Here is a 13,654-nt window from a genome sequence, read left to right as displayed (position 1 = left end):
ATGAGTATTCCCCTCGCCATTTACGGGCTGGTCGCCGTCTGCGCTGCAGCGATGGTCATCACCCGGACCATCGCGGTCCACGCGCTTGTCTACATGGTCGCGACACTTCTGGCTCTGGCCTGCGTGTTCGACACACTGGGCGCGCCGTTCGCGGCAGCGCTCGAGGTGATCGTCTATGCGGGCGCCATCATGGTGCTCTTCGTGTTCGTCGTGATGATGGTCAATCTCGGGCGTCCGGATCAGGAGCGTGAAAAAAGCTGGCTGACGGTCGGAACCTGGATCGTTCCAGCGCTTCTTGCGCTGATTCTGCTCTGCACGCTGCTTTTCGGCGCATCGCATGTCACCGCGGACCCGATGCCTATGGCCGCTGGTGGTCCGATCGGACCGCAGGCCGTCGGGTTAAGGCTTTATGGCCCGTATCTGCTGACGGTCGAGCTGTCCTCTTTCCTGCTGCTCGCGGGGCTGGTCAGCGCCTTTCATATCGGACGTCGCATCGGGGAGAGACAGGAATGAATCCGGGAGATCCCATAGCGGCGATTGCGATCGCGTCGATCCTCTTCGTGATCGGCCTGCTTGGCGTGATGGTCAGGCGCAATCTGCTTTTCATGCTGATTTCGGTTGAGATCATGCTCAACGCCGCCGCGCTGGCTTTCATCGCGGCGGGCGCGCGCTGGCACGCGGCGGACGGGCAGGTCATGTTTCTCATGATCATCGCCTATGCGGCGGCCGAAGCGGCCGTTGGCCTTGCCATCGTCCTGCGCATGCACGCGGCGGGCCGTGGAACACTCGATGCCGATACCGGCAACCGGCTCAAGGGGTAAGGCGTCGTGGCTGCTCTGCTTCCTCTGATTATTCTCTGTCCGCTGGCGGTCGCAGTCATTCTGCTTCTGTCCCGCGGCACCATGCCCGCGCGGGCGACGTGCGGCCTCGTCGGCGTCGGGATGGGGCTCTGTGCTCTGTTCGGCGTGATCGAAGCCGTCACCTTCCTCAACGGGCCGGACTCGACCGGCGCACTTCATGTCGTGCTCTGGCACTGGATCCATGTCGGCGGCTTTGATACCAGCTTCGCCCTGACGCTTGACCGGCTCTCGCTCGTCATGATGCTGGTGGTGAGTTGCATCGGCTTCCTGATCCTCGTCTACGCATGCTCCTATATGCGCGACGATCCGGATATCGCGCGGTTCTTCGTCTATATGAACCTGTTCGTGGCCTCGATGCTGCTGCTCGTGCTGTCATCGGACATGATCGCGGTCTATTTCGGCTGGGAAGGCGTGGGCGTGTGTTCCTACCTCCTGATCGGGTTCTGGTATCACGAGACACCGAACGCCAACGCGGCGCGCAAGGCTTTCGTGGTGACGCGTATCGGCGACGCGCTGTTTCTTGTCGCGCTCCTGCTCCTCGCGACGGGCGTCGGCAGCCTCGATTTCAATGCCGTCATTCAGGCCGCGCCGCATGCGCCCCATGCGGCCATCACACTGGCGACGCTTCTGCTGCTGGGCGGCGCGGTCGCGAAATCGGCGCAGCTTCCGCTCCAGACCTGGTTGCCGGACGCCATGGCGGGTCCGACGCCGGTTTCGGCGCTCATTCATGCCGCAACGATGGTCACGGCGGGCGTCTATCTCATTGCGCGTCTGCATGCGGTCTTTCTGCTTACGCCGGGGGTCATGCTCCTCTGTGCGGTCATTGGCTTCGTGACCATCCTCTTCGCCGCGGGCAGCGCGCTCGTGCAGACCGATATCAAGCGCGTGCTCGCCTATTCGACCATGAGCCAGCTTGGCTACATGTATATGGCGCTCGGCTGCGGTGCATGGCAGGGCGCCATGTTCCATCTCGTGACGCATGCTTTCTTCAAGGCGCTCCTGTTCATGGCGGCGGGCTCCATCATCCTGCGCGTCCATCACGAGCAGGATATCTTCAAGATGGGCGGACTGCGTCAGGAAATGCCGGGCGTGTTCTGGGCGTTCATCGCGGGTTCCGCGGCGCTGGCGGGTCTGCCGCTCATCACCGCAGGGTATTTCTCCAAGGAAATGATCCTGACGAGCGCCTATAACGTCGCACCCCTGTTCTGGCTCGGCGGCATCCTCGGCGCGTTCCTGACCTCGATCTATATTTTCCGCTGCGTGTTCATCACGTTCTGGGGCGAGGCACGGACGCATGCGCATGGTCGGACGGGCATCGTTCAGGCCGTGCCGCTGGCCATTCTCGGTGTGCTGGCGATCATCGGCGGCTGGATGGAAGTGCCGGACTCGCTGGGCTCGGTGCATATTTTCTCCAATCTGCTTTCGCCGGTTCTGGGTGAACTTCCAGAAGAGCACGGCGGCGCGGTTCTGCTGCTGATCGGTTCCATCGTGCCGTTGATCGGCGTATCGCTGGCGTGGATGCTCTGGAAGCCGACGGGTCGCGCGCCGGAAGCTCTGGACCAGCCGCTGGTTCGCGTCCTGCGTGCGGACTGGGGATTCGATGCGCTCTATGATGTCGTTTTCGTTCGTCCCTATCTGGCGCTCGGTCGCCTCAACCGGAACGATTTCATTGATCGTCTTTATGATCTTCTGGCCAGCGTGACGCAGTTCTTCGGTCGCGCGTTCGGTCTCATGCAAACCGGCCAGGTCCGGCGTTACGCGGCGTGGATCGCTGTGGGCACCGTGCTTGCTCTCTGTCTGGCGGTGTAATGATGTTTGCTCTTCCCGCTCTCGTCGCTCTTCCCTTTTTCGGCGGTCTCGCTGCCTGGCTTTCGGATCTGCGTGGTCCGGCCAGGACACCCTGGCTCGTATCGCTGGTGACGCTGGCTCTTCAGGCTCTTCTGCTGGTCGATCTGAGCGCCACGACCTTCGGGCCGGGCTGGCGCGCGCATTTCGCGGCGCCCTGGGTGTCGATGCTCGGTATCGATATCCGCTTCGATATGGACGGTGTCAGCCTCGTGCTGCTCTGGCTGAACCTGTTGATCGCCATTCCCACGGTGCTGCTCTGCACGCGCCATGTCAGGGACCGGCCGGGGCTGTACCAGTTTCTGCTGCTCGCGACGATCGCGGGTGTGAACGGCGTGTTCCTCTCGACCGACATGTTCCTGTTCTTCTGCTTCTGGGAACTGATGCTTCTGCCGCTGTTCGGTGTCCTTCTGATCTGGGGACATGCGGATCGTGCGCGCGTGACGCTGAAGTTCTTCCTGTTCACGCAGGGCAGTGGTCTGCTGATGCTGCTGTCGATCCTGGCTCTGGCCGTGATCAACGCGCATGATACGGGCGTCCTGACCTTCAATTATTTCGTTCTGGCGCAGGTGGCGGGACATTCCTTTCTCGCGCCGACGATCATGCTCGGTTTCCTGATCGCTTTCGCGGTCAAGATGCCGATGCTGCCGTTTCATGTCTGGCAGCCTGATACGTACGCAGAGTCCCCGACGGCGGCGAGCGTCCTCTTGGCCGGTATCCTTTCCAAGACCGGCGCTTACGGCATGATCCGTTTCGTCGCGCAGATGTTCCCCTCGGCCACGGCGCAGATCGCGCCCCTGATGATCGCCCTTGGCGTGATCGGCATTCTCTACTGCGCGTGGCTCGCCGTCGCGCAGGACGACGTGAAGCGCGTGATCGCCTATTCGTCGATCAGCCATCTTGGCTACATCGTGCTCGGCGTCTTTTCCGGCACGCGCGTCGGAACCGAAGGCGCGGTCATCCAGATGGTGGCGCATGGCCTGAGCACCGGCGCCCTGTTCATCATCGCGGGCTTCGTCGAAGAGCGCACCGGGACGCGTGACATGCGCAGGCTCGGTGGCCTCTGGCCCGCCATGCCGCAATTCTCGGCTTTTGCCATGTTCTTCACCGCCGCCTCGCTGGGACTGCCCGGCATCGGCAATTTCGTCGGCGAGTTCATGACGTTGCTCGGCGCCTGGCAGATCAGTCACGTCGCGACGTTCCTCGCGGCCTTTGGCGCCGTCCTGTCTTCGGTCTACGCGCTGACCATGATGAAGCGGATCTTCTACGGCCCCGCCGTCATCGAGGGGAGCCAGCCGCTCGGCGCGCCATCGACACCCCATCTCGCCGTTCTCGGTGTCGCGACCGTCCTGTTGCTGGTTCTGGGGTTCTATCCCCAGCCGGTTCTCGATCTGTCCACGCCCGGCAGTCTGCATCCGCAGAGTCTGAGTCTTGCCGAGGAGCCGGCACGCTGATGATGTCCTTTTCCTTCCTCCCCAATGCCGTCCTCGTCCTGTGTGTCGGGGCGCTCGTCCAGATGCTGGGCGTGGCCATCGGCAGGAACGTCGCCCGTGACGCCGTGATCGGGCTGCTCGTGCTGGTCGCGTCGCTCGTCGCGGTGTCGATGCCGACCGTCCTCTACATGGCGGGCTCGGTCGCGCTGTTCGCGCCTGATGTGTGGGCGTCCTACAGCGCGGTCCTCATCATCCTTTCGGCGATCGCCATCCATATCATGTCCTGGCGCAATGCCGTCGTCTCCGACGCGACGGTGGGCAGCGAATATTACCTGCTGCTGACACTGGCCACGCTGGGTGGCGTCTCGATGACCGGCGCGGTCCATGACGTCTCGTTCTTCCTCGGGCTGGAGACGCTGAGCCTTCCCCTGCTGGGCCTGATCGCGTTCCGCAACGGGCGCATCGACGCCGGCGAAGCGGCGATGAAATATATCGTCCTGTCGGGCGTCGCCTCGGCGATGCTGCTGTTCGGTTTTGCGCTGACCTATCTGGAGACCGGCTCTCTGCGCTTCATCGCGCCCAATACGGGCGATATGCCGGAGCCTCTGCTGGCCACCATGGGAACGGTGCTCGTGCTGAGCGGCATGTTCTTCAAGCTCTCCGCCGTGCCGTTTCATCTCTGGCTGGCCGATGTGCTCGAAGGCACGTCCATTCCGGTCGCCGCTCTGGTGGCGGTGCTGTCCAAAATCGCTCTCTTCGCGGCGATGGTCCGATATTTCGCTTCGGTCAATCTCTACATGTCGGGTCCGGCGACCAACGAGGTGATCGCGGTTGCGATCCTGAGCATGGTGGGCGGCAATCTCCTGGCGTTGGTGCAGACGGATCTGCGGCGCATGCTCGCGGGGTCGTCGATTGCGCATATCGGCTATCTGCTGGTGGCGTTTCTCTCGCCGGGACCGCTTTCCTTTGCGAGTTCGGCGTTCTATCTCGCGGCTTATTCGGTTTCGACGCTTGGCATCTTCGCGCTCATGGCGGGGATCATGCCGCAGGGCACCGATATCCGGGACTGGCACGGGATGTTCCGGCGTCGTCCCATGGCGGCGGCGGCCATGTCCATCATGCTTCTGTCGCTGGCCGGTATTCCACCCGCCGTCGGATTTTTCGCGAAGTTCTACATCGCGGCGGCGGGCATGGCTGGTGGACGTCTCGGCCTGCTTCTCATCCTCGTCATGAGCAGCGTGATCGGGCTCTACTATTATCTTCGTGTCATCCGCATCATGCTGATGCCGGCGCCTGTCGAGCGTCCGGAGCGGGAAGTGACATCTCCGTGGTTCGGGAATGGCGCTCTGATCGCGGTTCTTGCCTGCGTGACCCTGCTGTTCGGTGTCTTCCCCGGAACGCTCGTGGATCTCGGGCGCAATCTGATCGTCATGCCGTCCCCGCCGCCGGGTTCGTCCGGACAGCCCTGATCGCCCGGGGAATTCGTTTGGATCGTTGAGCCGGAGCGCGCAAACGCTCCGGTTTTTTCATGGCAGCCGTTCGTGCGGTTCTCAGAAAATCGGAGTGTCAAACCAGTCCGGACGCGATAGTGTCGCGGCCTCTGCCAATATCGAGGACTGCGACACCGGTCATGGACGCCCGCACGACACAGAATTTGCCGACATTCACCATCGAGCCGACGACGACGCCGATTGACGCGGCCCGCCGGGCGGAACTTCTCGAAAACCCGACTTTCGGGCGCGTCTTTACCGAACATATGGCGATCATCCGCTATACGGAAGGCCAGGGCTGGCACGATGCGAAGATCACGGCGCGTCGTCCGCTCTCCATCGATCCGGCCGCAAGCGTCCTGCATTACGGGCAGGAGATTTTCGAGGGCATGAAAGCCTATCGGACCGAGGATGGCGGTGTCGTGACGTTTCGACCCGATGCGAACGCGCGTCGGTTCCGAGCGTCGGCGGAACGCATGGCGATGGCTGATCTGCCGGAAGAACTCTTCATCGAGGCTGTGGACCAACTGGTCAAGATCGATGCGGCCTGGGTGCCGTCTGGTGAGGGGCAGAGCCTCTATCTGCGGCCCTTCATGATTTCGGATGAAGTGGCGCTGGGCGTGAAGCCCGCATCGGAATATCTGTTCATCGTGATCGCGTGTCCGGTCGGCACCTATTTCAGCAAGGGATGTGTCAGCGTCTGGGTGTCGGAAGATTACACCCGCGCGGCGCCGGGCGGCACAGGCTTTGCGAAATGCGGCGGCAATTATGCGGGCAGTCTCGTCGCACAGGCTGAAGCCTATCGCATGGGCTGCGATCAGGTCCTGTTTCTCGATAGCCGCGAGCGTCGGTTCATCGAGGAAATGGGCGGCATGAACGTCATGTTCCTGCGCGACGACAACACGCTAGTCACACCCGCGCTGACCGGCACGATCCTTCCCGGCATCACGCGGGACTCCCTGTTGAAGATCGCAGCGGACAAGGGGCTCAAGGTCGAGGAAATACCGCTGGACATCAACGAGGTTTTCGAAGGCGCGGCGTCGGGACGTTACAGGGAAGCCTTCGCGTGTGGCACAGCCGCCGTGTTGAGTCCGATTGGCCGCTTCAAAAGTCCCACCGGAGAGGCCGTGTTCGGCGACGGCGAGACGCCGGGACCGGTGTCACTGTCGCTGAAGGCGGAACTGACCGATTTGCAGCGCGGACGGCATAATGATTCCCGTGATTGGGTGCATCGCATCTGCTGAAAAGCGGGTTGAACGACCGGTGAAAAGGCGGCGGCTGCGCTGCCTTTTCTCATGGCTTGTTCTCGTGGCATGCTAGGCTGCCCCTGGCGATTTTCGGGCAAAATTGACTATAAGCGCGTGATTTAACTTTTAATAAAAGAGTTCTCTTTTATAGAGAGTTTATGGGTCGCTTTCTGACCTTATGCAGGACAGCGTGAAATGGGTTTCAGAAGAGTTTTCTGTGCGATTCTGATATTGGGCATATCGCAATGGAGCCAGTCGGCGATGGCGGCTCCCGTTGCGGTTGACGGGCGTGTCGCTATCTCGACCTACGGGGACGGACCGGACGTGCTGCTCATCCCGGGACTTGCCTCTTCGGAGCATGTCTGGGACCGGACCGTCTCTCATCTCAAGGGACGCTATCGGGTACATGTCGTGCAGGTGTTCGGCTTCGCAGGAGCGCCACCACAGGCGAATCGCGAAGGTGCGTTGATCGTGCCGGTCACGGATGCGATCCATCGCTACCTCGTCGGTCGTCATCTCGCACCCGTTTCTGTCATCGGGCACTCTCTGGGCGGCCTCATGGGCATGGAATTGGCGTTGCACCATCCGTCTGACGTCCGGCGCCTCATGATCGTCGACGCGTTACCATTTTTTGGTGCGATTTTCGGGGCGCGCGATGTGCAGTCCGTCGTTGGGCGAGCGACGTCCCTGCGCGACAGTATGCTGCACGAGACGCGGGCGGCCTATGTCGCGGGGGCGGAAAGGATGGTGCCGTCGCTGGTGAAAACCACAGGCCCGGAGGCCGATGTGGTGAAGGCCGCGTCAATCGCCTCCGATCAACGCGTCGTTGCGCGCGCCATGTATGAGGATATGACGACGGATCTCGCGGACGACGTCTCGAAAATCCGACAGCCCACGGTGCTACTCTACCCGTGGGACAAGGACAGTGGCATGGACACGACCATGGTGGATAGGTTCTACCATGCGCAATACGCGACATATCCGAACGTGACATTCGCCCGAATTGATGGAAGCCGTCATTTCATCATGATCGATCAACCTGAAGTATTCGAAGCTCAAGTGGACGCGTTTTTGAGAAAATAACTTCGACATCCATCATGATTTGATAATGATGGATGTCGCGCAGGCGCTGCCCCGACCTTGCTCTCGATATGAGGGACATATGCGACTGCGCGACTACATCTTCGGTCCCACATGCAGTCAGACAGTCGTAAACTCACCGAAACGGTCTATTTTGTGGATACGGCCTTCACTGCTCGTCGAGCGTTTCGGGAGGCACGTGTGTGACGCCCGGTTCGATGGTGCGCGTCAATCCTGCGACGTCCCTGTCCCTGTCGCTGGCGGGTGTCGGCGGGCGTCGAACATGTTCAGGGGGCGCTGACGCGAGAACGGTTGCAAGCGCGTCCGGGTCGGTGCGTTCCGCCTCATCGAAGAGTTGGTCCGCCTTCGTGAAATCTCCATGTTCCTCGGCGCGGAGCGCGGCTTCCGCGAGGGAGCGGGCGGTCTCGTGCTTGTTGCTCTCGCCCTGGAACGGCGCATCAAGGGGAGAGCCGTGTTCGGTGCGTGCCATGGTTGGTCTCCTTGTCTGTTTCATGAAACGGAGTTCGCAGGGGCTTGGTTCCCTCCGGCGAAGAGGTGGTTTTTCTGGATTTTGAGACAGACGCACGATAAGAAGCAGCCCCGCATAAGCGGGTTGTCTCGCGCACGGTGCCAAGCGTGCGTATGAACCAGAGCGGAAAGCCGACCCGTTTCATGAACCCCGTCGTTGAGTGCATGAGAGATCCTGTGTCGCCTTCCGGGCCGCAATGGGAAGGTCTGCGCGACGCCCTGCGCGATCGGCTGCGCGACGCCCATGACGCCCGCCTTTGTCTTGTCATGGGGATTCTCAATGTCACCCCGGATTCCTTTTCGGATGGTGGCCGTTTCGCGACGCAGGAGGTCATGATCGACCAGGCGGGCCGGATGCTTGCCGAAGGGGTCGATATTTTCGATGTCGGCGGCGAGTCCACGCGCCCGGGTTCGGCTCCGGTCGATGAGACGGAGGAACGACGTCGCGTCGAACCGGCTGTGGCGGCCCTGTATGCGCGGTTCCCGGTGCCGGTCTCGATCGATACCTACAAGGCGGCAACCGCGCGCGCGGCGATCGGGCAGGGCGCGGTGATGGTCAACGACGTATGGGGTTTCGCGCGCGATCTGCTGATGGCGGAGACGATCGGTGAAACCGGTGCGCTGGCCGTCATCATGCATAATCGCGAGACCGTGGATGCCTCTCTCGATATTTTCGACGACATGCGCCGCTGCTTCGATCTGGCGCTCGGCCGGGCGGACAGGGCAGGCGTGCCGCGCGCTCATCTCGTCCTCGATCCCGGCGTGGGCTTCGGCAAGACCGATGCCCAGAATCTCGCATGTATCAGGGCGATCGACCGGCTCCGTGACGTTTATGACCTGCCGGTGCTGCTCGGGCTTTCGCGCAAATCCTTTCTCGGCCGCCTCCTGAACCGCGAGGTCGCGGATCGACTGGGCGGAACGTTGGGGGCCGGGCTGTTTGGCGCCGCGCGCGGTGCCGCCGTGCTGCGCGTGCATGATGTCGGGGCGCATGTGGACGCGCTTCGGATACGCGCGATCCTGAAGGAGATCGCGTGATGACGACGATTGCCATCAAAGGGTTGACGGTTTTTGGCCGTCACGGCGTCCATCCGGAAGAGACCAGGCTGGGCCAGCGTTTCGTGATCGATCTTGTGGTGGAAGCCGATGTCGCCGAAGCGGTGGCGCAGGACGATTACACGCAGGCGGTCTGCTATGCCAGCCTCAGCGACATCGCTGTTTCGATGACGGCGGGCGAGCCCTTTCAACTGATCGAAACGCTGGCTGACCGGATTGCCGGGGCGATCCTCGCTCATCATCGAGAGGTTCGAAATGCCTGCGTGACGGTTCACAAACCGTCGGCTCCGATCACCCATGCACCGGATGACGTGGCGGTCAGCGTGACGAAGGCGCGCGAGCGCGGCGTCGGGTTTTCGCTGGGAACCAATCAGGGCGACCGCGAGGCGGTGCTCGCCTTGGCGCTCAATCGGCTGGGAACATCCGAAGGCGTGACGATCGAGCGGGTTTCCCGTCTCTATCGCACCGCACCCTGGGGCGTGACGGACCAGCCGGATTTCCTGAACGGCTGCGCCGTAGGGCGCACCACGCTGACGCCTCATGCTTTGCTGCGCGTGTGCAAGGATATCGAGATCGAACTGGGGCGCGGCGTCGGGAAGCGCTGGGGCGAGCGACTGATCGACGTCGATCTTCTTTATGTCGGCGATGAAAAGGTCAACGATGCCGTCTTGACGTTGCCGCACAAGCACATGCATGAGCGCGCCTTTGTGCTGGTTCCGCTTGCGGAAATCGCGCCGGATCGGCTTATAGGCGACCGAACCGTGCATGACCTGCTGAACGAATTGCCCCGCGAGCGCGGGGATGTGATCGATATGGTAGCAGAGGAAGAGTGATGACGAAGCCAAGCGCCGATCTGGTTCCATTGGAAACCGCGCGTCATCGTTGCTGCGACGGCCGCCAGTCCCTCGCGCCCCTGAACCGTCCCGCGGATGCCCAGCAGCGGATCGAAGGCGCGGTCCGCGAGATCCTGCTGGCGCTTGGAGAAGATCCGCAGCGCGAGGGCCTGCTGGAGACTCCGCAGCGTGTGGCGCGGATGTATCTCGACGTGCTGGGCGGCCTGCATGAAGATCCGCGCGAGCACCTGCACAAGCAGTTCGCGGCGGATCATCACGAAGGCGCCGTGATCGTTCGTGATATCGCGTTCTTCTCGATGTGCGAGCATCATCTGCTGCCATTTTTCGGCAAGGCGCATGTGGCCTATCTGCCCGATGGCGGTCGCCTGACGGGGCTGAGCAAGATTGCGCGGACGGTCGATGCCGTTGCACGACGCCCCCAGCTTCAGGAACGCCTGACGGACCAGATCGCGGCCGCGGTCACCGACGTGCTCGATCCCAAGGCCGTCATGGTGCTGGTCGAGGCGGAGCACATGTGCATGGCCATGCGCGGGATACGCAACGTGGGCAGCCGGACGGTGACGACGGTGGCGCGTGGCCTGTGGCAGCGCGATGTCGCGGCCCGGGCGGAGATCCTGTCCCTGTTGCGCGGCTGATTGCCGGGAAGGGCGGGCTCTGCGCGAACCCGGAAGGGGTCTTTGACCCCTTCACCCCGATCGTTATGGGTCAGTTCTGGCGCAACGCGACCACGGGCGGCTGGCGCGCGGCGCGGGTGGCCTGGCTGATGATGGTCGATAAGGCGATGAAGAGCGCGCCGATGGCGACGATCGCGAACGGCAGGGGCGTCAGCGTCACGCGCTGGTCGAATCCCGACAGCCAGCCTCTCATCAGGACCCAGGCGACAGGCCATGCGATCACGTTCGCGATCAGGACGGGCCGGAGGAAACGGCCGGTGAGCAGAGCGAGAATGTCTCGCGTACCCGCGCCCAGAACCTTGCGGATGCCGATTTCCTGCATCCGCTGGGAGATGTTGAACGTCGAAAGCCCATAGAGGCCGAGACACGCGATCATGATTGCAATTCCCGCTCCGATTCCGAACAGCGCGCCGCGATCGGCGTCGGCGCGGTAGTCATCGGCGAAAATGTCGTTCGCGCTGGTGGCGGAAAAGGGAACGTCGGGCGCGATCTGCTCCCATGCGCTGCGCAGCCTTGCCATTTCCTGCTGTGTCGAGACGCCGGAATAACGCACGAGCGCGCCGACGTAATTCAAAGGCGCCTGCTTCCCCATATAGAGGAGCGGCTGGAGCGGCTCATGCGCGCCGCCGAAGCGGATGTCGTCGATCACGCCAATCACGCGATAGACCTGCGCGCTTCTGCTCTCCATCACGGACTGACCGATCGCATCCCGCGGCGTGGCGAAGCCGAAACGTTCGGCGGCGAGACGCGAGATGACGACGCTCGTGCCGTTTCCGCCCTGACGCGCGTTGTCATGATAGTCCGCGCCGTGGGCGGTGTCGAAGAGACGACCTGCGAGCAGTTTCGCGCTGAGCGCCTCGAAATAGACCGGCGTGGCATATCCCCATGCCACGTTCACATCCGCGCGCGTTTCGGCGCGGTGCCAGTCGTCGCGGTCGAACGTATGATGGGAGAACATGTCCGAGCGTGTCGCGATCGTGACGCCCGGCGTTTCACCGAGGCGTCTTACGATTTCCGCCTGACGGTTCATGAGGCTGTCATCGGAAAGCGAATCGATGACGATGAGGCCGTCCTGATGCAGCCCGCGATCCAGCGTGCGGATGAAGGCGGCCTGATGGCTCATGACCAGCGTACAGATGGCCAGCGTGATGGCGAACGCGAATTGCCCCACGACCAGAGCCGTCCGCACGAGGCTTGCCATCCGTCCGCCTGACGGAGAGCGGCTGGCGGCGAGGATCGCGGCGGGACGGAACGCGGAGAGCACCAGCGCCGGATAGAGTCCGGCGGCCATGCCGACGCCGATCGTGATGACGATGGCCATCGGCAGGACGAAGGCCCAGTCGAAACGCACGTCCCAGCCGCCGAGCGTGTTGACCCAGCGTAGGCCGAGTTCCGTCAGCGCCAGCCCGACGAGCGTGGCCATGGAGACGAGGGCGCAGGCCTCGCCCATGAACTGCACGATCAGCGCGCGGCGCGACGCGCCCATCACCTTGCGGATGGCCACTTCACGGGCGCGAAGTCCCACGCGCGACGTGGCGAGGTTGATGTAGTTCACGACGGCCGTGGCCAGCGCCGCGACGCCGACAAGGCCGAGAATGTCGATCAGTTGTGGGCTGGTGCCTCCGTCGCCGATCTCGGCATTGTGGAAATGGACGTCGGGGAGCGCGACCGGCATGAGGCCGCCGGAGCCGAACATCGCGTTGATCTGCGCCGGTGTCATCATCGTGCCGGGGTGGCGGGCGGGATAGCCGGTCAGCAGCCCGTGCCGCATCGCCGGGAGCGTCGACAGATCTCCGACGCGAATCCACATCGTTCCCCACGTACTGCCCCAGTTCTGGAAGGGCAGGCCACCGAGCATCGCGCTTGGAAAAGGCGTCAGGATATTGAAGCTCATCGTGGAATTGGGCGGAGGATCGGCGAACACGGCGGAAACCGTCGCGGGATCGTGGGCGTTGTTGATATGCATCGTACGGCCGACGGCATGGTCGGTGCCGAAATATTTCCGCGCCATGCTGGCGGAGAGCACGACTTTCGCCGGTCCGTCGAGCGCGTTCTCCGCACGGCCGTCGATGATCGTCAACGGGAACACCGCGAAGAAATCGGGATCGGTCATCTGGACGTCCTCGCGCCCGAGCTGGCTGCCGACACGCACCGGGGTCGGGAGTGAAAGAACGCGGACCGCGTGTGTGATGGCCGGGAAGTCCTGTTTCAGGAACGGGTAGGGCACGAAGCTGACGGCGTCGCTGACCATCGGTTCATGTCCGGCCGGGCGGTAGTCGCCATCGAGCTGAAACACATGCGCGGCGTCGGGCACATAGGCGTCGTAGCTGAATTCGTAGCGTACGATCAGCGCCATGGTCAGGAAGACGGCGATGCCGAAACCCAGCCCCACGAGGTTGAGCGCCGTGTAGAGCTTGTGATGCGTGAACTGTCTCTGAATGCTTCGTAGGACCGCGCCGCCCATGTTGGCCTCCTTTTTGGGACGACCTAGTGTGACATGAGAGGCAATTTCTTGCAGGGCGTTGAAAAGACAGGAAATTCGTAACGGAAGCCAAAGGAAGGTGTCCGGAAACGGACGCCTCCTGCCGGT

12 protein-coding genes are annotated in these 13,654 nt (G+C 62.7%); 10 read left to right on the top strand and 2 right to left on the bottom strand.

The window, feature by feature from the left end; all coding sequences use genetic code 11:
- From nuoJ to PWM43_RS07225, 7 genes are all read left to right on the top strand, one after another.
- On the top strand, window positions 1–513 hold the full coding sequence (gene nuoJ, locus PWM43_RS07255) for an NADH-quinone oxidoreductase subunit J (RefSeq protein ID WP_289841833.1): 513 nt from the start codon (window positions 1–3) through the stop codon (window positions 511–513).
- Window positions 510–821, top strand: coding sequence for an NADH-quinone oxidoreductase subunit NuoK (nuoK, locus tag PWM43_RS07250; protein ID WP_289841832.1), 312 nt, complete (start codon window positions 510–512; stop codon window positions 819–821). Before nuoJ ends, nuoK begins: the two co-directional genes overlap by 4 nt.
- A gap of 6 nt (window positions 822–827) precedes the next feature.
- Entirely contained in the window at window positions 828–2,669 is a 1,842-nt protein-coding gene (nuoL, locus tag PWM43_RS07245; RefSeq protein ID WP_289841831.1) for an NADH-quinone oxidoreductase subunit L, read from the top strand.
- Window positions 2,669–4,159 carry a complex I subunit 4 family protein gene (locus PWM43_RS07240; protein WP_289841830.1) on the top strand — a complete coding sequence of 497 codons (1,491 nt, stop codon included), beginning with the start codon at window positions 2,669–2,671 and terminating at the stop codon, window positions 4,157–4,159. Before nuoL ends, PWM43_RS07240 begins: the two co-directional genes overlap by 1 nt.
- Window positions 4,159–5,607: an NADH-quinone oxidoreductase subunit N gene (locus PWM43_RS07235; protein WP_289841829.1), complete on the top strand. Its 1,449-nt coding sequence runs from the start codon at window positions 4,159–4,161 to the stop codon at window positions 5,605–5,607. Before PWM43_RS07240 ends, PWM43_RS07235 begins: the two co-directional genes overlap by 1 nt.
- A gap of 161 nt (window positions 5,608–5,768) precedes the next feature.
- Window positions 5,769–6,872 (top strand): branched-chain amino acid aminotransferase, encoded by a 1,104-nt coding sequence (locus PWM43_RS07230; RefSeq protein WP_289841828.1) that lies wholly within the window; start codon window positions 5,769–5,771, stop codon window positions 6,870–6,872.
- 264 nt (window positions 6,873–7,136) lie between these two features.
- The gene (locus PWM43_RS07225) at window positions 7,137–7,958 is read left to right on the top strand and encodes an alpha/beta fold hydrolase (RefSeq protein ID WP_289841827.1); all 822 of its coding nucleotides are present in this window, start codon (window positions 7,137–7,139) and stop codon (window positions 7,956–7,958) included.
- 166 nt (window positions 7,959–8,124) lie between these two features.
- On the opposite strand, the gene PWM43_RS07220 is transcribed toward PWM43_RS07225, so the two are convergent.
- Entirely contained in the window at window positions 8,125–8,445 is a 321-nt protein-coding gene (locus PWM43_RS07220; RefSeq protein ID WP_289841826.1) for a PTS lactose/cellobiose transporter subunit IIA, read from the bottom strand.
- A gap of 215 nt (window positions 8,446–8,660) precedes the next feature.
- Between PWM43_RS07220 and folP the strand changes: the two genes are divergently transcribed.
- Genes folP through folE form a run of 3 tightly spaced genes read left to right on the top strand, consistent with a single transcriptional unit; the run spans window position 8,661 to window position 11,025 of the window.
- Window positions 8,661–9,518 (top strand): dihydropteroate synthase, encoded by an 858-nt coding sequence (gene folP, locus PWM43_RS07215; RefSeq protein WP_289841825.1) that lies wholly within the window; start codon window positions 8,661–8,663, stop codon window positions 9,516–9,518.
- Window positions 9,518–10,369 carry a 2-amino-4-hydroxy-6-hydroxymethyldihydropteridine diphosphokinase gene (folK, locus tag PWM43_RS07210; protein ID WP_289841824.1) on the top strand — a complete coding sequence of 284 codons (852 nt, stop codon included), beginning with the start codon at window positions 9,518–9,520 and terminating at the stop codon, window positions 10,367–10,369. The genes folP and folK overlap by 1 nt, the downstream gene beginning before the upstream one ends.
- A complete protein-coding gene (gene folE, locus PWM43_RS07205) occupies window positions 10,369–11,025 on the top strand; it encodes a GTP cyclohydrolase I FolE (protein WP_289841823.1) in 657 nt (218 codons plus the stop codon). Before folK ends, folE begins: the two co-directional genes overlap by 1 nt.
- Before the next feature lie 70 nt (window positions 11,026–11,095).
- On the opposite strand, the gene PWM43_RS07200 is transcribed toward folE, so the two are convergent.
- Entirely contained in the window at window positions 11,096–13,528 is a 2,433-nt protein-coding gene (locus PWM43_RS07200) for an ABC transporter permease (RefSeq protein WP_289841822.1), read from the bottom strand.
- Window positions 13,529–13,654 lie beyond the last annotated feature (126 nt).

The sequence above is a fragment of the Brytella acorum genome, from assembly GCF_029309905.1.
Lineage (GTDB): Bacteria > Pseudomonadota > Alphaproteobacteria > Acetobacterales > Acetobacteraceae > Brytella > Brytella acorum.
The sequence above is the reverse complement of the archived record's forward strand: the minus strand, read 5'-3'. Positions and strand labels throughout refer to the sequence as shown.